This is a genomic window from Quyinboa sediminis (genome assembly GCF_042219855.1).
Taxonomy (GTDB): Bacteria; Bacteroidota; Bacteroidia; order Bacteroidales; family UBA5342; genus JBHJHP01.
In genome coordinates this window covers 41,988-61,864 of record NZ_JBHJHP010000010.1, presented here as the reverse complement: position 1 = coordinate 61,864, position 19,877 = coordinate 41,988, and the positions used below count along the sequence as shown (strand labels likewise).

General features: G+C 38.5%; 20 protein-coding genes. 7 read left to right on the top strand and 13 right to left on the bottom strand.

All coding sequences use genetic code 11. From position 1 onward, the window contains the following. Positions 1-212 precede the first annotated feature (212 nt). Positions 213-785 carry a pentapeptide repeat-containing protein gene (locus tag ACE1EF_RS18945; RefSeq protein WP_375722276.1) on the bottom strand — a complete coding sequence of 191 codons (573 nt, stop codon included), beginning with the start codon at positions 783-785 and terminating at the stop codon, positions 213-215. Between the two features lie 385 nt (positions 786-1,170). Here ACE1EF_RS18945 and ACE1EF_RS18940 point away from each other — a divergent pair, with 385 nt between their 5' ends. Beyond that, a complete protein-coding gene (locus tag ACE1EF_RS18940) occupies positions 1,171-2,136 on the top strand; it encodes a fibrobacter succinogenes major paralogous domain-containing protein (protein WP_375722275.1) in 966 nt (321 codons plus the stop codon). Between the two features lie 243 nt (positions 2,137-2,379). Then, positions 2,380-3,924: a tetratricopeptide repeat protein gene (locus ACE1EF_RS18935; protein WP_375722274.1), complete on the top strand. Its 1,545-nt coding sequence runs from the start codon at positions 2,380-2,382 to the stop codon at positions 3,922-3,924. A gap of 326 nt (positions 3,925-4,250) precedes the next feature. On the opposite strand, the gene ACE1EF_RS18930 is transcribed toward ACE1EF_RS18935, so the two are convergent. Beyond that, complete coding sequence (locus tag ACE1EF_RS18930) at positions 4,251-5,180, bottom strand: bile acid:sodium symporter family protein (protein WP_375722273.1); 930 nt, start codon at positions 5,178-5,180, stop codon at positions 4,251-4,253. Between the two features lie 193 nt (positions 5,181-5,373). Here ACE1EF_RS18930 and ACE1EF_RS18925 point away from each other — a divergent pair, with 193 nt between their 5' ends. Further along, positions 5,374-6,741, top strand: coding sequence for an Ig-like domain-containing protein (locus ACE1EF_RS18925; protein ID WP_375722272.1), 1,368 nt, complete (start codon positions 5,374-5,376; stop codon positions 6,739-6,741). A 19-nt stretch (positions 6,742-6,760) separates the two neighbouring features. Here the strand turns inward: ACE1EF_RS18925 and ACE1EF_RS18920 are convergent, their stop codons facing one another. The 4 genes from ACE1EF_RS18920 to ACE1EF_RS18905 all read right to left on the bottom strand — a co-directional run bounded on the left by ACE1EF_RS18920 (position 6,761) and on the right by ACE1EF_RS18905 (position 9,652). After that, entirely contained in the window at positions 6,761-7,240 is a 480-nt protein-coding gene (locus tag ACE1EF_RS18920) for a GyrI-like domain-containing protein (RefSeq protein WP_375722271.1), read from the bottom strand. A 47-nt stretch (positions 7,241-7,287) separates the two neighbouring features. Further along, positions 7,288-8,082 carry an NYN domain-containing protein gene (locus ACE1EF_RS18915; protein ID WP_375722270.1) on the bottom strand — a complete coding sequence of 265 codons (795 nt, stop codon included), beginning with the start codon at positions 8,080-8,082 and terminating at the stop codon, positions 7,288-7,290. Between the two features lie 110 nt (positions 8,083-8,192). After that, positions 8,193-9,161, bottom strand: a complete 969-nt coding sequence (locus ACE1EF_RS18910) for a tocopherol cyclase family protein (RefSeq protein WP_375722269.1) — start codon at positions 9,159-9,161, stop codon at positions 8,193-8,195. A 59-nt stretch (positions 9,162-9,220) separates the two neighbouring features. After that, positions 9,221-9,652 (bottom strand): YybH family protein, encoded by a 432-nt coding sequence (locus ACE1EF_RS18905; protein ID WP_375722268.1) that lies wholly within the window; start codon positions 9,650-9,652, stop codon positions 9,221-9,223. A gap of 140 nt (positions 9,653-9,792) precedes the next feature. On the opposite strand from ACE1EF_RS18905, the gene ACE1EF_RS18900 reads away from it, so the two are divergent. The 4 genes from ACE1EF_RS18900 (at position 9,793) to ACE1EF_RS18885 (ending at position 14,540) form a co-directional block, all read left to right on the top strand. Further along, a complete protein-coding gene (locus ACE1EF_RS18900; protein ID WP_375722267.1) occupies positions 9,793-11,160 on the top strand; it encodes a UDP-N-acetylmuramate--L-alanine ligase in 1,368 nt (455 codons plus the stop codon). Continuing rightward, positions 11,153-13,099: a DNA primase gene (gene dnaG / locus ACE1EF_RS18895; RefSeq protein WP_375722266.1), complete on the top strand. Its 1,947-nt coding sequence runs from the start codon at positions 11,153-11,155 to the stop codon at positions 13,097-13,099. Before ACE1EF_RS18900 ends, dnaG begins: the two co-directional genes overlap by 8 nt. Before the next feature lie 78 nt (positions 13,100-13,177). Further along, on the top strand, positions 13,178-14,131 hold the full coding sequence (locus tag ACE1EF_RS18890) for an NAD(P)-dependent oxidoreductase (protein ID WP_375722265.1): 954 nt from the start codon (positions 13,178-13,180) through the stop codon (positions 14,129-14,131). 172 nt (positions 14,132-14,303) lie between these two features. Further along, the gene (locus ACE1EF_RS18885; protein WP_375722264.1) at positions 14,304-14,540 is read left to right on the top strand and encodes a TM2 domain-containing protein; all 237 of its coding nucleotides are present in this window, start codon (positions 14,304-14,306) and stop codon (positions 14,538-14,540) included. Positions 14,541-14,645: 105 nt separating this feature from the next. Here the strand turns inward: ACE1EF_RS18885 and ACE1EF_RS18880 are convergent, their stop codons facing one another. From ACE1EF_RS18880 to ACE1EF_RS18850, 7 genes are all read right to left on the bottom strand, one after another. Then, the gene (locus ACE1EF_RS18880; protein ID WP_375722263.1) at positions 14,646-15,242 is read right to left on the bottom strand and encodes a DUF2271 domain-containing protein; all 597 of its coding nucleotides are present in this window, start codon (positions 15,240-15,242) and stop codon (positions 14,646-14,648) included. Positions 15,243-15,356: 114 nt separating this feature from the next. Next, positions 15,357-16,346 carry an FAD:protein FMN transferase gene (locus ACE1EF_RS18875; protein ID WP_375722262.1) on the bottom strand — a complete coding sequence of 330 codons (990 nt, stop codon included), beginning with the start codon at positions 16,344-16,346 and terminating at the stop codon, positions 15,357-15,359. Then, positions 16,343-16,780, bottom strand: a complete 438-nt coding sequence (locus ACE1EF_RS18870; RefSeq protein WP_375722261.1) for a thioredoxin fold domain-containing protein — start codon at positions 16,778-16,780, stop codon at positions 16,343-16,345. The genes ACE1EF_RS18875 and ACE1EF_RS18870 overlap by 4 nt, the downstream gene beginning before the upstream one ends. Further along, positions 16,777-17,553 (bottom strand): DUF2271 domain-containing protein, encoded by a 777-nt coding sequence (locus ACE1EF_RS18865; protein ID WP_375722260.1) that lies wholly within the window; start codon positions 17,551-17,553, stop codon positions 16,777-16,779. Before ACE1EF_RS18865 ends, ACE1EF_RS18870 begins: the two co-directional genes overlap by 4 nt. After that, positions 17,550-18,326, bottom strand: coding sequence for a DUF2271 domain-containing protein (locus ACE1EF_RS18860; protein ID WP_375722259.1), 777 nt, complete (start codon positions 18,324-18,326; stop codon positions 17,550-17,552). The genes ACE1EF_RS18865 and ACE1EF_RS18860 overlap by 4 nt, the downstream gene beginning before the upstream one ends. Positions 18,327-18,333: 7 nt before the next feature. Next, complete coding sequence (locus ACE1EF_RS18855) at positions 18,334-19,605, bottom strand: DUF3570 domain-containing protein (protein ID WP_375722258.1); 1,272 nt, start codon at positions 19,603-19,605, stop codon at positions 18,334-18,336. Beyond that, positions 19,590-19,796 carry a DUF4266 domain-containing protein gene (locus ACE1EF_RS18850; protein WP_375722257.1) on the bottom strand — a complete coding sequence of 69 codons (207 nt, stop codon included), beginning with the start codon at positions 19,794-19,796 and terminating at the stop codon, positions 19,590-19,592. The genes ACE1EF_RS18855 and ACE1EF_RS18850 overlap by 16 nt, the downstream gene beginning before the upstream one ends. Positions 19,797-19,877 lie beyond the last annotated feature (81 nt).

The window sequence follows — 19,877 nt, the reverse complement described above, 5'->3', positions numbered from 1 at the left end:
TATGTGAAAAAATCATGACGATAACACACTAAAAGTCAGGTATTAGCAATTCATAATGCTTCTAAATTACAGAAATAATTCTTTAATACAGAACTTCAATTATTTGAACCGGCCCGGCAGTGATATCAGCTTAATAAATATGCATAAAAGGGATTATAAAACGGAGTCAAAAATGCTTAGAAAGCAATCAATAAATACAGGGCCCGATCACCCTAATCAATTACAATATCGTACTTGTCGAGCAGACCTGTAATGCTGTCTGCAGAGAATTTGGCATTTCTGATATTGTTTTCTTCAGGATCAATGATAAAATTGAATGATTTTTTCAGATCCGCCTTCTGAAGGTTCGTCCGGTCGAACAGTGCATTCGACAGGTTGCAGTCGCGAATAATAATACCTGACAAATCCGCTTCGGAGAAATCTGTTTCAATCAGGTTACAGGTATAAAACGAGCAGTTTTTAAGGTTCATGCCATGAAACGAAGTCAGATTTAAAATACACCTTTGGAAAGTCATTGCCAAAGCAAATGCGTTGCAGACTTCAAACCGCACACCCAACAACTTACATCCTGTAAATTTTATGCTTTTTAAACCCGTATTGTCAAGCTTCACTGCGGTCATATCACAGTTAAGAAACTCACACTCCATAAAGTTATAATCTGTCAGATCGAGTTTTGAAAAAATACAATTCTGAAACGTGCAGTTTTCATATTCACCAGGTTCCAGGATTTCATCGTTAAAGTTAACACCACTGTAATCTGTATCTTCAATCAAAGGTTTACTCATTCCCTAAATTTTAATTCAAATTTAAGAATCTTAGTTTAAAAAAGAATGCACAATGAAAAAATTCCATAAACATACGTATTCTAATTTGTGAATCCAGAACAAAAATCCAGATAGTTCCTGAGGATAACTTTAATCAAAGTATAACAACCGTACCGGATGAGCAATAAATAAAATACAATAAATTAATCATTTAAGCTTGCAAAAAACATTACAGAAAAGGGTAACAACATTGTTAATCTTCCGGCTTTCTTATTATGTAATATTATTAATTTTTTCTTTAGTATTTTCTGATAATTTTTCACTAAAAGAAATTAAGTTCCAAAGATACTTACGCCTTAACTTTATAATAAACAAACGATTACACAATATTAAAAACTATATTATTATGAAAAGAAACAAACTTTTACTCGGATTAATAAACGTATCTGTTCTCATCGCCTTATCAATGAGCTGTACAAAAGAAAAACCAATGTTCTTCGTCTCAGAGGCCGAAATTATAACCGATACTGAGGGAAATATTTACAAAACCATCACTATTGGAGATCAGACGTGGATGGCTGAAAACCTTAGAACTTCAAAATACCAAAACGGAGATCTGATCAATTCAATATATTTGGGAGACACAATGCTCTTTGTTGGAGCAAATGAAGCAATCTGGATAAGTTATTTTAATAATACAGTTCAGGTAACTGATTTTAGTGCGAGTCAATCCAGTATAAAAGATGCGTCCAAATCGATTGATACAATATTCTATTCGGTTGACTCCATCTATATTGAAATGGATAATCAAGTCACTTTAAGATTAAAAAGAACAAGCGTAACATTGGATATAAGTTCTGATAACTGGCCAAAGCTATTACTGGGAGCGCAATGTACGTATAACCATACAAATAATGACAACGACATTCTTAAATATGGACGACTATATAACTATTATGCCATACAGGATGAGCGCAAATTAGGGATTGAAGGTTGGCATGTGCCTACCAAAAAAGATTGGGAAACCTTGGTTGACTACTTATATTCAAATGAAGAATCTATAGGAAGTGCAGTTAAAGCACTTTCTGCTAATGATGCAGCATGGACTGAGTCTGATTTTTCAAATTCTGCGGGATATGATATCTCGACGAACAATAAATCGAGGTTTTCAGCACTGCCAAATGGGGTTATAGACAAGACAGGGGAATTTAAGAATTTTGGATTGGAAGGTAGCTGGTGGAGTTGTTCTAACGCTCCAGCCAATGGAATGATATGGTATACAGGAATATTAAACTACCATAATAGCATAACGTTAACTGCTGCCAATAAATCAACAGGGTTATCTATAAGGTTAGTAAAGGATAGGAAGTAACTTGACAAATATCCTTAAAGGACTCATATTTGAGACTGTTTTAATCTCAGTTGTTATACATAAATAAATGATAGATTGTTTTATTATGCAGCAGGCTTTAATAAAAAATTATAAAATGGTTTTTATCAGGAATAAAATCAAAACCAGAGGACTTTATACGAAATAAGCTTTAATTGAATCAAATAATATTGACGTAACTTTATTACTTCCAAATAATTACAGCAACAATTAACTCATGCTGCCATGAAAAAGAAACTTTCATTTATCAGTTTCATACTACTGGTTTATTTCAGTTTTCAAGGTCAAATTCAAAACAGTTTAATTGTTCTATCACCAGAGGAAAGGGAAGAGTTACTGGAATTAACCAAAGAATTGTATTTGGTAAAGTGCAATATTTCAATGAACTTATCAAGATATGATTTAATGAGTTCATTTGAAGATATGCCTGATGTCATAAATTATGATAAAAAGTACTTAGAAAGTCAATTAAGTATACATAAAAATGATACTACAAATCCTTTCACACTCATTAATATAGCTGAGTATTATAAACACATATACAATTACAAAATGGCTATGTTCTACTATGAAAAAACCTATAATATTTTAAACATAAGTTATTTTAATAATGATAGTGCATCATTTTATGCATTCCGTGGAGTATTGAAATCTGAACTGGGAGATTCAACTGCTTCTAAGGATTTCGATAGTTCGGCTGAAATTAATCCAAATGACTCGATTTTACTATGTTTTTACCCAAGAATACTAATTTCAAATGGAGAATTTGACAAAGCGAGAGAAATAATATTACTTTCTCTAAATACCAATTCAAGTCATATCTCTCTATCTTATCTCTGTTTATCCATAATAGAGGTTTTTGAAAATTTATCTAAGTTGTCAGACAACGAAGAATCAGATATATATCGACAAAAAAATCGTACAAAGAATTTTGATAAAATTGTTGATTATAAATTACTTGACAGATATGCATCTGTATACCGTGATAACCAGGAAATTAAAAATTGTAGAATGATTGCTGACATATACGGTCTTATGTGTAAAATGTTCCTTTTTGAAATATCGGATGATAAATTTTTATTCAGTTTTAAAAGGTATGAAATCCATAAGATGCAGAAAATATTGGATAAATTGGCAACAGAAACCCCTCATCACTCCCTAAACCAATATACACTAAACAAATGCAAAGGATATTTATATTTAATGCAGCAAGAATGGGATAAATCAATAGATTACTTTCACAAAGCAATTGATATTTTTCCGATTGAAAAGAAGAATGAATATTTTAATACTGACGAGTGTTATGAAGCCATAAAAACAATATATATTCAACTCTCTGATACCTCGAATTACATAAAAACAATCAACCAAAAACTGGCAAATGAAAACGTAGAAGAAAGAAAAACCGATGATTTGACATCATTAGCATTTATATATTTTCAAAGTGGTAAAATAAAAGAAGCAGAAAAATATTGCCAAAAAGCACTTTCTATAAATTCAAATAATTGTGATGCGTTAAGGTTAATTTCTCATATCAACTTTCTGAGGAATTCATATCTACTATCACAATTTTATGGAGAGTGTGCTGGTAATTCTGTCAGAAATGATGACGATTGTTATAATGTATATATGCAATTTGCTATCTATTGCATATATACGGGTAATTTTAAAGATGCTGAAGCCCTTATAGGGAATGCTCAGCAGATAAAAGGAAAAAATAATTGTCCGTTATGTGATAAATTATTAAGTAAATATGGTATAACTAAATAATGCTAGAAGCGGTAAATAATACTTATGTGGTCAATTATATCTAAATTATCAATAATATAAATCCCATCAGAAGATAGTTTGTAAGTATTAACTCCTTCAGTACATGTTTTTCTGCAACTTTATTTAATGGATTTAATAATCTATACAAAATGAAAATTCCCAAAGATATTAAAGCAAGATCTATCTAATTAGTGCGTTTCGAACATAAAATCAAAATCTTAAGATTTTAATACTTGCTCGGCATTAATTGAATCATATTTTCCTTTTAGGGGAACCTGTCCTAATAAATAAAATATGACCTGATGATTTTTATGCCATACTTGTTTTTAATTACTTAATTTGTTAAAGTACTGATAAACTTTTGAAAAGGTTGGTTGTGCCAGAATCCAGGGGACCTCAGACAACAAGGTTACAAACATCACCTGTTCTGAAAAATAGTTATTGGCAAACAGGATGATAAGACCGTTATTCATAACACCAAAAAGTAAGGCATTCGACCAGCGTTCTTTCTTACTGGCTGCAGGCATAACATAGCCGGTTAAATACCGGATCACAAATACAAAGGTCATCATTAAAAGCAATGGAATCGTATCCCACTGAAACAGATGCTCACTTAAAAACGCATGATTATGTGCAATTACGATGGCTATAAAAAAGGACATATTGATACTGCCAATGGTACCGGAATAACGCATAAACCGATCAGATAAACCCGAAAAATATTTACGGAAAACATAGGCCAGGAGTGCCGGAGGAAAAACTATTTTGGCCAGAAAAAGAATCATATCCAATCCTGATATCTCCATGTTTATTCCAAACATAAGCTTTACCAGAAGTGGTAAAACAAATGGGATTAATGATGAAGATATAACTACGTAAACAACAGCCCATAGCACATTCAATCCAACGAAACTGGCAATAAGTGGTGTCAGCATACCACCGCAGGCAGCCATAATCAGGAACAGACCTGTCCGGGTTTCTACATTCAGAAATGGAGTGATAAAATAAAGCAATACGGGTAATACCACCAGGTTCAGAAAGGTAAAAAGGATGAGTTTGCCCCAGTTGGATTTCAAATGAACTGCTTCTTCAAAGTCTATTCTTAAGCAACCCAAAAAGAACGAAAACATCAGCAGTTTATCCGTAATACTGTTTCCCCAGCTGAACAGGTCTGGTACTAAAAAACCAATAACCGAGAATAGCAGCATCCAGAACCCGAAATTCTGCTCTATTTTTTTAAAGATAGTTTTGCCCATACAAAAGATTCGGGTATAAAGGTACAATTATGTATGATACAAAATAAAGAATCTGAAATTTGTTGTTGCACGCCCAAACATCACTTATCAACAAAATTAATATGCCATCAGATGCAACCAAACCACAAATATTCACATCATTATCAATGATGTATTGAAATTTCTGCTATAATTCCAACTTAAAACTGATATTATGAAATACGGTGTTTTGGTACTTATGTTTCTTATCACCATGCTTTATGCATGCGAGGAAAAAGGGTTAGACAATAATGAATCGGATTCAGGCAGTGCTGTACAGGGCAATATTGTTGGAAAAGTGTTACAAACTGATAGCAAGGCAAAGGTAGTCGTCAGTCAGGTTTACGGGATTGATTCCACTGAGATTGATCCGGCAGATGGTTCATTTGAAATAAAAAATCTACCCGTTGGAAACTACGATTTGACTGTTAACGCAGATATGTTCCGTAAATATCACCTTCACAATGTAAATGTTCTGGCATCAGGAAATACGTATGTTGGCGAAATTGACCTGTCAACAGTACCGGACCTCATCTCATCTCACTATCCCGAAGACAAGTCTGAAATTATCTATAATAACCAGTATTCACGTCTGACAATTTCCATAATTTTTACGCAGCCCATGGACAGAGAAAGTGTTGAAAAGGCATTCTCTACAACACCCTCAACAGACGGAATATTTCATTGGGGACAATACTCAACAGCTCCAAACCGCATATACTACAGCAACGATGCAACGAACTGGGGCTACGATGCCGGATCAACAATTACCACCTACAGTAAAATTACAGCTTTCAGTTACCAGGTCAGTCAAAAAGACAGTTATGTAGATACAAGCTACACGGTCAGGTTATCCACTGAAGCACAGGATACATCGGGAAATCAGTTGCGCTTTCCACTTGAATTCAGTTTCAGTACCATTCAGTCCGAGAGTACACAAAACGCCATACTCAGTGTACCCAGTAACGGCGATAACGAAGTGGAACTCGTCCTGTCACAGGGAATTCAGGTTTCATTTCCACGGAATATGGATCCGGTATCAACCGAGGAGGCCCTAACTTTCACACCGGAATCAGAGGCCATTCTCATCTGGCCGGCACAAAACCATTTAACTATTTATACGGGAGGTGTATTACATGCCGAAACAACTTACGATGTTACCATAGGTGCTTCAGCAAAAGATGCTGACGGTACTGAACTCGGCAATCCGTATCACTTTACTTTTCACACTACACCTGTACGGGTAACTAATAGCTCGCCACAAAATGGTGAAGTTTTTGTCTCGGAATCCACGGCGATATATTTTTATTTCAACACCTATATGCAGAAATCAACGGTGCAAAATGCCATTAGTATTTCACCCTCTGTTTCGGGCACATTGGATTGGTATGGGAATTCAAAAACGACCATGAGATTTGATCCGAATCAGGATCTGCAGCATAATAAAAAATATACAGTTACTATCGGAACGCAGGCAAAAGACCTGTACGGAACGGCACTGAAAGAACCATATACATTTTCCTTTATTGTAAGACCCGAGTAAAAGACGGTCTAAACGTATTTTACTTTAGTTTCACAGGAATCCATACATCCTCTTCGGAGTCGGGACTATCGGTTCTGTATTTGGGACCCAAAACTTCAAAATGCGGACGATCATCCAGCATATAAGCAGAATTTGGCAACCACTCACGAAAGATATAATCGAAAAACGGCTGAGCCTTTGCCGGTAATCCCCTGTAGCTGAATACCGCATAGGTTCCTTCCTGTAGCAAAAAAGACACCATGCCTTCGGGAATGTTCTCTAAACTGCTGACTTCCCGCAGTGTCCATTTTCTGAACATCCTGTTGGGGTTAAAGGTTTCAAAAAATCCGGGCTCATAGATCTGAAGCGAAATCAGATCATTATTTATTGTGTTATTAATCTCATTTCTTCTTGGCATGAAAGATTTCCAGAGCTCATGTGTTTTATTGTCGGCATAGGACATCTCCATGGTCATGCCAATATATTTCTTTGCTTTTATGCTAACGATATCAGGGTTCATATGGATTCATTTACAACCGGATCACAATAAAATCTGTATTAACTCCCCTAACTTTTAGGGTTCGTTTTTCCTTGTGTTGTCTTTCTTCGGGTATTTCGTTTTACCGGTGCTTTCTTTTTTTCCTTATTCTTTACATAAATCAGTTTATGTTTGCTTTTGGGATTATCTCTCTGTTCCAGTTCAAATTCCCCGATTGATTTAATCAGTGGCGTCAGTTTTTGAAAGCCGTAATTTCTGGAATCAAAATTTGGCTGTTTTTTTTGCAGCAAACTTCCCACATCGCCCAGGAAAGCCCATCCATCATCATCTGAAAGATCCGATATGGTTGTGGCAATCAGTTTTATTTCTCTGGCTGTAATTTTATCCACAGAATCTTTATGGGAATCCTTATCGTTTTCTGTGCCATTTTCTTTGGACTGGTGTTTCAGAATTTCGATATAAATAAACTTGTCACATGCAACAATAAACGGATTGGGTGTTTTTTTCTCGCCAATACCAATAACCAGCAGACCTGCCTCTTTCAAACGTGTTGCCAGTCGTGTAAAATCACTGTCGCTTGAAACCAGGCAGAATCCATTGACCTTTTCTGAATAGAGAATATCCATGGCATCGATAATCATAGCCGAATCCGTGGCATTTTTGCCGGATGTATAGCCATACTGCTGGATGGGCGTTATGGCATTCTCAAGCAGAATATTTTTCCATTTTGACAGATTAGGTTTGGTCCAGTCTCCATAAATACGCTTAATGGTGGGATTGCCGTATTTGGCAATTTCTTCCATCATCTCTTTAATGTATGCTGAAGGGATATTATCCCCATCGATCAGTACTGCTAAATTCATTTTTGCTGTTTTCTTAATGATTTTATCTAAACCCCTTAAAAATCAAAGATTTATTAAATTCCTCCGGTTTTTTCACTGAAGCCCATCGTTTAAAGCCGCCTAAATTTCTGTTATGGGATCATGATCTCCGATATATTTCCGGCAACTTCAAGTCCGGCGTTCCTGCCACGATCCTCAAAGATAACATTTCCTTTCTTATCAGTAAGCCTGACATCGATCTCAGCGGTCATACTCTCCTTTATCCGGCCATCCATCAAACCGGAAACCGGTGAAGCAAGTTCTGTTTCGTTGTGACGGTGTGCTGCCACCGTAAGAATAAAACTTTTGTTCCTTAAGATAAGTTGAACACTTTTTTGATCGGCATCAGATTTTAACAGCTTTGTTCCATTGTATGTAGTAAACCGGTATAACCTTTTGTTGTACCACACACCGGCTATAAAACCTGTGAACGAGCTGCTAAGCCATGGAATTTTTGCCACGGAGGCTTTAAAGGAAATTCCGGGTTTTGAAAAATGGTTCGTCTGCATCCAGAAGTATGCGGAAGGAAATGTATGCCCCCAATCTTTTTCTGTATATCCCTTCCCACCCGTAAAATCAAATTTCTCACCTTTATATGTCAGTGTTCCTTTCAAGGTATGATCCATACTCAGGATACCGTGGTAACACTCCATAAAAGGGACAAAGGTATATGGCCCCATTATGCCGGGCGAAAGGACAGATGAAGGCCAGCTAACCGGATTGATTAATGTAACTTTTCCCTTGATATCCTGTTCATCCAGAATTAATTCTTTCCCTGAAAATCTGCTGTTACCTAAATGGATTTCAAATTTGTCGGTGGCGTAGCGGAATGTATTAAAACCAAACCGGTAGTATTCCGAAGTAAAAGCCCTGCCATCAAGTATCTGTATAAATCCGTGTTTTTCTCCGTTTTCATCCATGGCAACTCCCGGAATTACAGCCAGCGCTTTACGCTCATCAGCGGAAACCAGTTTGTAATACCAGCCTTCAAAATACCGTTTTGTTTTACCTATGCCCTGGTAACGTTCCGGATGAAATAATGCGTTGATTTTACTGAACATGAAAGACAGTTTTGTTTTACCGGTGGTGAGGTCTGTTCTCAAATTTAAGGATTATAAGTCTAATCCCAAACATATTTCCAGCTTCCATCCTTTTGCTTTTTCCAAACGGTATGAAAAACACCTGTAAATTCAAGGGTATCATTTGTCTCTGAAAGGTCTTTCCATATATATTTTCCATATGTATACGCTAATGTACCATCATCAGAGACATCCACAAATTCCGGAGTCCATGTAAGACTTAAGGGATCAATGGCTCTATCTGTATAGTAGGATTTTATATTTTCTTTGCCGGTAATCAGCGTATCGTTAACTCTTTTAATCACAGCATTTTCATCCGCAAAAGTGTAAAATGCTTCTGCCATACCTGATTCGGCAATCTTTAACTCAAACTCTTTTTCCACTTTAAGAATCTCGTCCTTTGTACTCTTTTTATCCGGACAACAGGATACCAAAATGAAAATTGCCGGTAAAATTGTCAGTAGCGTTTTCATATTTGCTTTTTTTAAACCGGCAATAAATATAAAACATATATCCGTTGAAAACTATTCATATCTAAACACTGAAAATAACGTTAAGCAGTTCATTTTTTTCTATTTTTAGCGGTACTACGGTTATACAATTGAGACCAAATATGAAGATTCATTTTATTGCTATAGGTGGAAGTGCCATGCACAATCTTGCTCTGGCGCTTCATCACAAAGGATATGAGGTTACCGGATCGGACGATGAAATTTTCGAACCTTCCAGGTCCCGGTTAAAAGCTGCAGGTTTACTTCCTGAAGCATGGGGTTGGTTTCCTGAAAAGATAACACCGGAACTGGATGCCATCATACTTGGCATGCATGCCCGTAAAGATAACCCTGAGCTGCTGGAAGCGCTGAGAAGAGGCATCAGGGTTTATTCTTACCCGGAATATCTCTATGAACAGACCCGGGATAAAAAGCGCGTGGTTATAGGAGGCAGCCATGGTAAAACCACCATTACATCTATGGTAATGCATGTACTACATTATCATAATATAAATTTTGATTATATGGTCGGTGCACTGCTGGAGGGTTTCGATACGATGGTACGTCTGAGCCACGAGGCTGAAATAGCGGTGTTCGAAGGTGACGAATACCTTTCCTCACCTATTGATATGCGTCCAAAATTTCATTTGTATAATCCGCATATCGCTCTTCTTTCAGGTGTGGCCTGGGATCATATTAATGTATTTCCCACATTCGACGAGTATGTGATGCAATTTCAGACCTTTGTTCAGTTAATCGAGATAAAAGGTGAACTGATTTACTTCCGTGGTGATGAAATTCTGGAATTTATTGCAGGAAAATCCAGAAGTGACATCCGCAAAACACCCTATGATACGCCTCCTTACAGGATAGACAACGAAGTCATGATCCTGGAGACAGAATCCGGATCTGTTCCTCTGAATGTATTTGGTGAACATAATCTGCAGAATATTGAAGGCGCACGAAAAGTATGTAATGCACTTGGAGTAACAGATGAGGATTTCTTTACCGCCATTCCATCTTTTATGGGTGCCAGCAAACGGCTCCAGAAACTGGCTGAGAATGATAAGCTGATTGTTTACCTTGACTTTGCGCATTCACCATCCAAACTGAAGGCAACTGTTGAAGCAGTTAAACTTAAACATCCCGACAAAACCGTTATAGCCTGCATGGAACTGCATACATTCAGCAGTCTGAAAAAAGATTTTTTACCACAGTATGCCGGCTCAATGGAAAAAGCGGATGAAGCAAAGGTTTATTTTAACCCGCTCGTTGTTGAACACAAAAAACTAGCGCCCATTAGCAAACAGGATGTGGCAAACGGGTTCGACGGGAAAAATGTAACGGTTTATGACGATTCGGTTCAACTTATTAACCAGCTAAAAACGAGAGATCTGAATAATTGTGTCCTGTTATTAATGAGCTCAGGCAATTTTGATGGCGTTGATTTAGCTACCTTTGCAAAGGATTTGGCAAAAAAATATGATTGATCAGTTTACCATAGAAAAAATTCATGATGCGGCCCGGATAGAAGAGGTCGTGTCAGAATATGTGACATTGAAAAAGCGCGGCGTAAACTTTATTGGCCTCTGTCCCTTTCATGATGAAAAAACTCCTTCGTTTACGGTTTCACCATCCAAGGGAATATGCAAATGTTTTGGATGCGGCAAGGGTGGAAATTCAGTAAATTTTCTGATGGAAGTTGAACAGATATCCTATGTGGAAGCCCTTCGGATCCTGGCAAAGAAATATAATATCGAGATCCAGGAAAAGGAGCTTACAACGGAGGAAAGACAACATCAGAACGATCGCGAAAGTATGATGGTAGTCAATGAATTTGCTGCCAGATATTTTTCGGATCAGCTGAAAAAAGATGAAGGAAGAGCTGTTGGCCTGAGCTATTTTCTGGAGCGTGGTTTCACAGAAACCGTTATGGAAAAGTTTCAGCTTGGCTATTCACCCGAAAAAAAGGATGCATTAACACAGGAAGCCCTATCAAATGGCTATAAACTGGACTACCTGGTTAAAACAGGATTGACGGTTAAGGGCGACAATTACCAGAGCGACCGTTTCAGAGGACGTGTAATTTTCCCCATCCATGGCCTTTCCGGTAAAGTGCTGGGGTTTGGTGGTCGTATTTTGAAGACGGATGCAAAAACAGCAAAATATCTCAATTCTCCGGAATCGGAAGTTTACCACAAAAGCCGGGTTCTCTATGGCATTTTTCATGCAAAAAAGGAGATTGTTAAACAGGATCGTTGTTACCTGGTTGAGGGTTATACCGACGTGCTGTCTTTTCACCAGTCAGGCATTGAAAATGTGGTCGCCTCCTCAGGCACTGCACTCACGCCTGATCAAATCCGGCTAATCAGCCGGTTTACCAATAATATTACTGTAATTTATGATGGCGATCAGGCCGGAATCAACGCCTCAATCCGTGGGATTGATCTCATCCTGGAACAGAACATCAATGTTAAAGTATTGCTGTTGCCCGATGGTGAAGACCCGGATTCATTTGCCAAATCACACAGCTCATCAGAATTGATCAGCTATATTAACCAGAATGAAACGGATTTTATTCATTTTAAAACCAAGCTGCTGCTTGAGAGTGCCAAGGGAGACCCGGTAAAAAAAGCGCAGTTAATTGGTGATATTGTCAGATCGATAGCCATAATTCCGGATGGCATTATCCGTTCAGTTTATATTAAGGAATGCAGCAACCTGCTGGATGTGCGAGAGGAGGTACTATACACTGAAATCAACAAGATAAACCGTCAGCGACGTGACGAGCAATACAAGAGAAATAACTTTCAGCAACAGGATGCATATATACCTCAGCCTCAGGCATCGGTCACGAATAACCAGCTCAGAGCCGAAATAAATTATGAAGAGTATGAGCTGATTAAATACCTTGTTCGCTACGGTAACCTGACTATTAACCTTGAAGTACAGGACGAAAAGGGAGCGATAGCTGAACATGTGGATATCAAGGTAAGTGATTTCATCCTGAACTCCATAATTGATGACGAACTCAGGCTCAGCGTACCGTTATACCAAAGAATTTTTGATTTATACCGGGAAAACACTGAAAATGAGTCCTTCGATGCCCAGCGTTTTTTTACCAATCACGTGGATCAGGAAATTGCACAGCTTGCGGTTGACCTCTCTACAGAAAAACACATTCTGAGCAAAATATATACTAAATCAGCAAGCATTGAAACTACAGAGGAACGCCTGTCTGAACTGGTGCCCAGGGTGGTTTATGACTTTAAGCTGAAAGTAGTGCAGACCCTGCTGAATGAAAAGCTGGAACTTCTGAAAACAGAGAAAGACAGCGAAATACTGATGCAGACCATGACAGAAATTCAAAATCTGAATGAAGTAAAAAAGCAACTTGGCAGCATATTGGGAGGAAGAATAGTTATTTAGAGATATAAGACTATTAGAGATGAGCAATTAATACCATCAATAATCCTGGTTCCTGCTTCCTGGTTCTAAAATAAAATTATGAAAATACTGGTTGTATACGATCTGCCCAGAGAGGGATTTAAAGCATTAACAGATGCCGGTCATGAATTATTTTTTCCAAAGGAGACCCTATTTTCCGGCGAGGAGTTGCTGGATCGTTTAACTGATGCTGATGTCGTCGTTTCCGTCTTTACCCAGCCCTTTACAGCTGAACATATAGATGCCGCTGCACATCTTAAGCTCATTGCCAACTATGGTGTAGGATTCAACACAATTGATGTGGAATATGCCACAAAACATGGCATTACCGTTACTAACACACCCGACCCTGTGATTGAACCAACAGCAGAACTGGCTATGACCCTGATGCTCGCACTATCGAGAAAGATTACAGAACTGGACAGGAAGATCAGAATCGAAAACGGCCTTAAATGGGGTATTATGGAGAATCTTGGCGATTCACTTCAAAACAAAACTCTGGGTATTATTGGCATGGGGAATATCGGTCAGTCTCTTGCACGCCGTGCACTTGCCAACGGGATGAACATAATTTACTATAACCGGCACAAACTGGATCCGCTCATCGAAAAACAGTACCATGCAAAATATGTGGATCAAAACACCCTGTTGACTGATGCAGATTACATTTCACTGAATGCCCCTTACACCAGGGAAACACATCATATTTTGAATAAAGCTGCTTTTGAAAAAATGAAACCAACGGTCTATATTGTAAATACTGCCAGAGGGCCTTTAATTGATGAGGTTGCTTTGGCAGAGGCCTTAAAAACGGGCAGAATTGCCGGAGCCGGACTGGATGTATTTGAAAATGAACCGGATATACATGCAGACCTGCTGAATCTGGAAAATGTTATTATGGTTCCGCATGTGGGTACCGGAACCATTGACACCCGCATTGAAATTGGGAAATGTGTTTCAAAAAACATTCTCAATTTCCTTAACGGGAAGGGTGAAATTGATAAGGTTAACTGAATCACACCCTCAACAAAGAACCTATTGCAGATATGTATGATCTGTTTTTGTATTTAATACATGTGTCATTGGATTAAAACGAACGTTAAACGCTGAAAAGTAAAAATTTACAGATAAATATTTTTGTTATCTTGCACATATTAACCTGATATTAATTTTAAACGTGGTAAAAATGGAAAATCAAACGACTTATGTTGAACAAACCAGTGACAGAAATTTTGTTGCAATGCTTTTGCTGTGCCTCTTTCTGGGAAGTTTTGGGGTGCACAGATTTTATGCCGGCAAAATAGGAACCGGCATACTAATGTTAATTACCATTGGCGGACTTGGAATCTGGACACTTGTAGACCTGATTATAATAGCTGTAGGCAGCTTTAAGGATAAAGAGGGCCGATACATTAAAAACTAACATAAGACTAAAGGGATGAATGTATTTTCATCCCTCTTTTTCTATTAACTTTTGTTTTATAAATTTTTGCTATTCAGCTATATACCAAACGAAATTATCCTGCCCTTAATTTAATATATTACTTTCTGATCCTATAGCTTGTGTCGTAACAGCGCTGGTATCGGCCACAATAAAATCTACAGATAACTGCTTAAAATGTGAACTACCCTTCGGGCTTGCACTATAACTTGTGTTGCCAACCTCCACGCTGACAGCAGTTTCCGGTCCGGCAGCATCATTACTGGTCTCCTCCATTAAAATTTTATATGTACCTTCCGGGACCCGCTTACCATTGTAATCTTTTAAATCCCATGCCAGCTTATATGTCTGACTGCCCATAACAGTGGCACCGGTTATGGCATCAGCAGTAATACCTCTGGATGCTCCATACCATTTTACCAGGTACTGTTTTCGTGCCTGTGCATAAACTGCGAGCGATGTGACAAATTCTCCGATGGAATCTTCCACCCATACAGCCATAACATAACGTGGTGCATAGCGTCCTGAAAGGTTCGATGTTGTAAATGTGAATGTCATATGATCTCCTTTGAGGTTCACATTTGAAGATTGATACGAATTGGATGTTGGCTTTTCACATGCACTGAAACCAAATAATAACAATAGCATTAGTGCACTTCCGATTAAAAAATTAATTCTGTTCATATGTACTATTTTTACCGTTAAACTGAATACGTTCTCAAACACCTGCAATTTTTGATCTGAACTTTGTATTACTTCTGAGTAAAAAATATTGACATATAACTGTATTAATTTGAATTATTCCCTGTGAATATACGCATGATCTGAAGTGAGCATTTTGTTATCACCGGTAATCAGTATACACTCCACGCCCCTGAGTTTGTTGATCAACATCAGGCCTGTTTCCGGACCAAGTACGGAAACTGAAGTAGCCAGGCCGTCTGCCAGTTCTGCATCGGGACAGATGATGGTTACACTTTTCATTTTCTCCACCGGCCATCCTGATTTAGGATCAATAATATGCGACAGGTTGGCTGTATCTGTTTTTATATGGTACACATAGTCACCTGATGTCACTACAGCCATATCATTAACCTCAAGCCATCCGAGCGCTTCTGTCCTGTTTTCCGGTGAAGCAAGACCCACTTTCCATGACTTTCCGTTATTGGAGCCCCAAAACAGGATATCACCGCTTGCGTCCACATATCCGTTATCAATTCCAAAGGATTGCATAATTTTTTTTGCACGGTTTGCCGCATATCCTTTCCCAATGGCACCAAAACCAATACGCATACCCTTTTTCTTAAGATAAATGCTTGTGTCCTGAGGATTCAGGATGATATTATGATAATCGATCAGCGCTTTAAGTGAATCTGCACGTGCACGGTCCGGAACCTTGCCATGTCCGGATTTAAAATCCCAAAGGTTATCTGTTACTGCATAGGAGATATCGAAAGCACCATCTGTAAGTCGGGATAACTTAAGGGAACGTTCTATCAGTCCATACAATTCCGGATCGACCCTGACAGGCTCAACACCCGCCATTCTGTTCACCTGCGATGTTTGAGAATTGATTCTGTAAGAAGAGATTAACTCCTCAATGCGCGAGATTTCTAGAATAGCACTTCTTATTGCTTCATCTGCAACTTCAGGGTTCTGATGTAGTGCACATACTTCAAAAGCCGTTCCCATAAGGGTAAGGTGTTGCTTGCGTTCCACCAGTTTATTCTGGCCAGCAGCTGTTGCAAGCCAACATAAACCCGTAATACAGATCAGAAAAAATCTCATTTTTGATGAATACCGTCGTCCAGCAATTTTATAAAATCATTTACAGCAACATCCTTATAACCTGTGGCATATATCTTCTCTCCCTTTCCGTTGACCACAACCAGGTACGGGAACTGACCATCTTTATCATACCTGTCGGCCAGTGATTCATTAAATTTCTTCAGGTTCTTTTCCTGTTTTGTACGGTAAGGAAAATCAGCCTGATAGAGGTTAAAATCCTTTGCATACTGTTTAAATGCATCTGTATCCAGTAGCTCGGCTTTCATTTTAATACAGGGCTTACACCAGTCGGATCCTGAAAAATAGATCAGATACAATTCTGAAGCAGGTTTATTAAATGTAACCTGTGTATAATCCTGCGACCATTTTTTCTCCTCCGCATGCAAGGTAAGTACTGCCACTAATGCCACGATGACCAACACTATCTTTTTCATTCCAATACAATTTTTTGTGTCCAGACAAATTCGTTTGTTTTAACCTGCAGAAAATATGCGCCTTTGTTTAACGCAGGATCTCTGTCAAACTTAATACTCTGCTCTCCTGAAAGAATAACACCGGAAAATAATTTTTCTGAGTTGCGACCGGTAAGATCAATTAACTGAACGGTTGCAAACATCGGTTTTGAAAAGTTCACATTCATATTTAAACTTTCCCTGACCGGGTTGGGATAGAAACTGATCTCAGGATTGCTATCCATAACAGTTACCGGTGTTGCATCATTACTGTTATATTCCAGCGTCATATTTTTATAATACGTGTCACCGGCAGGGGTTTCGGAATAGGTACTGCCGCCAACTGTAAACTGAATGCTTTTTTGTGGCCCGGCACCATTTTTACTGGTTGCTTCAATTTTTAATATATAGGTTCCATCCGGTACTGTATTGCCAGCAACATCTTTAAGATCCCAGGTGACATTATATGTTCTGAAACTGCTTACCGTAGCACCGGTTACTGCATCTCCCTTAATTCCTTTGGATGCTCCGTACCAGGTAGACAGATACCCCAGGCGTTTACTTCCGTAAACAGCCAGACTGTTAATATAATTTCCGGTTTCATCTTCAACCCAGATGGCAATTACATGTCGCGGTGCAAAGTTTCCGGGAATATTGGAAACGGCTACAGAAAAGGAAACCTGTGCGTTTTGTGCCATCAACATCAAAGGTGACACAAATAAAAACAACAATGTGAAGTAAATCATTTTTTTCATTCTAATACCAGTTTTTTTGTCCATAAAAAGTTATCTGTACGTACACTTATAAAATAGTCTCCGGCCTTTAAACGGGGATCTCTTTTAATGTTTAATGAATTCTTACCAGCAAGAATCATACCTGAATACAAATTCTCAACATTACGGCCTCCGAGATCAACGATGTTTATGTCTGTAAAAGCCGGAAGCGGCAGATTTAATTCAATTCGGAATTCATGCTGAACCGGATTTGGGAAAACGGCAATTTCGGGTTGATCCAAAATCCTGTTAACCGGAGTATTATCATTTGCAATATAGTCCAGCACCAACTGGCTGAAATACTTTGTACCATCAGGTTTTAGGGTATAATCTTCCCCTCCTACGGTAAAATCAAAGCTGTAATTCGGACCTTCCCAGTCATCACTGGTTGCTTCTACCCACATGGTGTACGTTCCATCAGGAACTGTATTTCCATTATAGTCTTTCAAATTCCAGGTCACATTATAGCTCTTAAACTCCACCTGGGTCGCAGCGGTCACCGCATCAGCTTTCAAACCTTTTGATGCCGCCCACCAGGCCCATAAATTTCCGAGCCGTTCATTTCCGTACACGGCAAGGCTGTTCACAAAATTTCCCTCGTTGTCAACAATCCATATCGCCATGACATGTTTTGGAGAATAGGGCCCCTGAATTCCGGAAACATTAACTGTAAAATCTATTCTGGCATTGTTCTGTGCTTTAGCCATAAAAGGCAGCAGAAATAACAGAGACAGTATAGTTGCTTTAAATTTCATCTTTAAATTATAATGTAATTGTAAGATCAATGCTTCCAAAGAAAGAATGTAAGCCGTCCGAGCGCCGGTATATTCCACCTCTGAAATTTATGCTTTTGAATGTTGCTCTTCGTTCAGGCATGTAGTAACCGTTTGAACGGGCTATGCCAAATGGTGGAGATAAGCGCATTCCGGCTCCAATCTTCTGACTTGAGAACTCAGACAAATCATAATCCGACGTATAATACCGCTCACCCAAAACATGTGTGTTGAACGGTGCAAAATAATCTGACGCTGTTTGCTGATAATATCTGTAAAACGGGTAAACTGAAAAAAAGCGGGTAAACTTTACCGGAAGTTCAATTTCTGCAGTGTAGGATTCTATACCGAATGAGTCAAAATAATATCTGAAGAAATTTCGCACTATTAACGAATTAAACGGATATGCCGAAGTCCGTAAACCAAAGGCATGTTTGTTTCTGAAATCCGGCAGTTTCTCAATACTTACTGTCTTGAAGAAATTATCTACACTGAGACCGTCGTTAAAAACCACCCGATGAAACGGTGTAGATAACAAACCTTTCTGAGCTGTATATTCATATATTAATGCAGCCTGAAAACGTGGTGTAAAAACGTGGGATAACACAACCGATCCGCTGAACGTATTTCGGATATGCTTATTTAAAAGTGTATCAGGCCTGCCCTGCAAATAGCGCAGCTCAACCGGATAAATGAGCTTCCAGTTGTCGTGGAGTCCTACAAGATTGAACTGTAATCCGGTATTCTTATCAGCCGTTTCAATGGAATAACCACCGTTAAGCGAGAATGAGCTGACATCAAATTCACTGCTGAATCCCAGCCCTACATTATAAGACTGATTACTCCTGAACATATTTGTAAACCCCAGGTTTCCATACGACCGCTGATCGTTATACGATGCTCCGGTAAGAGGATACGGGTCACCCCGCAACGCATTAGGAACCGGTATTCCCGGATCAATAGCAGCTGAAGAAGCAGAAGTATACGAATCAAAACTGAACTTACCGTTAAATATGTACTGTGAGTCCACCGGTACTTTGAGCTCAATGGCAAAAACAGCATCATTTAAAGCCTGACTTCCTATCCCGCCAAGCACTGCGCCATGTTCCCCATCCTGCTGATAATAGCTGGAGATAAAATCAACCTCCACATCGCCTATGTTATACTTTTTATTGCCACTTCCCGACTGAGCAAAACCTGCATTTCTCATTGAGAACAGCAGAAAAAAACCTAAAGTTAAGCGTTTTAGTTGCATCCGCATCCTCCTCCGGTTTTGCCGCCTTCGGCACCTGAACTGCCTTCGCGATACGTTTGAAAACTACTTTCATAATACTGTAATGGCCTGGCGGATAGTTCCATCTCCTCATCATTAAGATAGACTTTCTGGTAACTTTTTACCGACTGACAGGAAGCAAATAGGAGTAAACCTGTAATACACAGGAGCACGTACATTAGCACATTTCTTTTCATCACCTTAAGACTCGTTATACTATCAATTAACTAGTATAAATCAACAACGCAAAATAATTGATT

What these genes read in the sequence shown, in the direction of transcription:
- ACE1EF_RS18905 (WP_375722268.1), bottom strand. Translation starts at nt 9,652, where the DNA reads ATGAAAACGCTACTGACAATTTTACCGGCAATTTTCATTTTGGTATCC.
- ACE1EF_RS18885 (WP_375722264.1), top strand. Translation starts at nt 14,304, where the DNA reads ATGGAAAATCAAACGACTTATGTTGAACAAACCAGTGACAGAAATTTT.
- ACE1EF_RS18890 (WP_375722265.1), top strand. Translation starts at nt 13,178, where the DNA reads ATGAAAATACTGGTTGTATACGATCTGCCCAGAGAGGGATTTAAAGCA.
- ACE1EF_RS18855 (WP_375722258.1), bottom strand. Translation starts at nt 19,605, where the DNA reads ATGCGGATGCAACTAAAACGCTTAACTTTAGGTTTTTTTCTGCTGTTC.
- dnaG (WP_375722266.1), top strand. Translation starts at nt 11,153, where the DNA reads ATGATTGATCAGTTTACCATAGAAAAAATTCATGATGCGGCCCGGATA.
- ACE1EF_RS18875 (WP_375722262.1), bottom strand. Translation starts at nt 16,346, where the DNA reads ATGAGATTTTTTCTGATCTGTATTACGGGTTTATGTTGGCTTGCAACA.
- ACE1EF_RS18910 (WP_375722269.1), bottom strand. Translation starts at nt 9,161, where the DNA reads ATGTTCAGTAAAATCAACGCATTATTTCATCCGGAACGTTACCAGGGC.
- ACE1EF_RS18860 (WP_375722259.1), bottom strand. Translation starts at nt 18,326, where the DNA reads ATGAAATTTAAAGCAACTATACTGTCTCTGTTATTTCTGCTGCCTTTT.
- ACE1EF_RS18915 (WP_375722270.1), bottom strand. Translation starts at nt 8,082, where the DNA reads ATGAATTTAGCAGTACTGATCGATGGGGATAATATCCCTTCAGCATAC.
- ACE1EF_RS18945 (WP_375722276.1), bottom strand. Translation starts at nt 785, where the DNA reads ATGAGTAAACCTTTGATTGAAGATACAGATTACAGTGGTGTTAACTTT.
- ACE1EF_RS18935 (WP_375722274.1), top strand. Translation starts at nt 2,380, where the DNA reads ATGAAAAAGAAACTTTCATTTATCAGTTTCATACTACTGGTTTATTTC.
- ACE1EF_RS18900 (WP_375722267.1), top strand. Translation starts at nt 9,793, where the DNA reads ATGAAGATTCATTTTATTGCTATAGGTGGAAGTGCCATGCACAATCTT.
- ACE1EF_RS18920 (WP_375722271.1), bottom strand. Translation starts at nt 7,240, where the DNA reads ATGAACCCTGATATCGTTAGCATAAAAGCAAAGAAATATATTGGCATG.
- ACE1EF_RS18940 (WP_375722275.1), top strand. Translation starts at nt 1,171, where the DNA reads ATGAAAAGAAACAAACTTTTACTCGGATTAATAAACGTATCTGTTCTC.
- ACE1EF_RS18865 (WP_375722260.1), bottom strand. Translation starts at nt 17,553, where the DNA reads ATGAAAAAAATGATTTACTTCACATTGTTGTTTTTATTTGTGTCACCT.
- ACE1EF_RS18930 (WP_375722273.1), bottom strand. Translation starts at nt 5,180, where the DNA reads ATGGGCAAAACTATCTTTAAAAAAATAGAGCAGAATTTCGGGTTCTGG.
- ACE1EF_RS18925 (WP_375722272.1), top strand. Translation starts at nt 5,374, where the DNA reads ATGAAATACGGTGTTTTGGTACTTATGTTTCTTATCACCATGCTTTAT.
- ACE1EF_RS18880 (WP_375722263.1), bottom strand. Translation starts at nt 15,242, where the DNA reads ATGAACAGAATTAATTTTTTAATCGGAAGTGCACTAATGCTATTGTTA.
- ACE1EF_RS18850 (WP_375722257.1), bottom strand. Translation starts at nt 19,796, where the DNA reads ATGTACGTGCTCCTGTGTATTACAGGTTTACTCCTATTTGCTTCCTGT.
- ACE1EF_RS18870 (WP_375722261.1), bottom strand. Translation starts at nt 16,780, where the DNA reads ATGAAAAAGATAGTGTTGGTCATCGTGGCATTAGTGGCAGTACTTACC.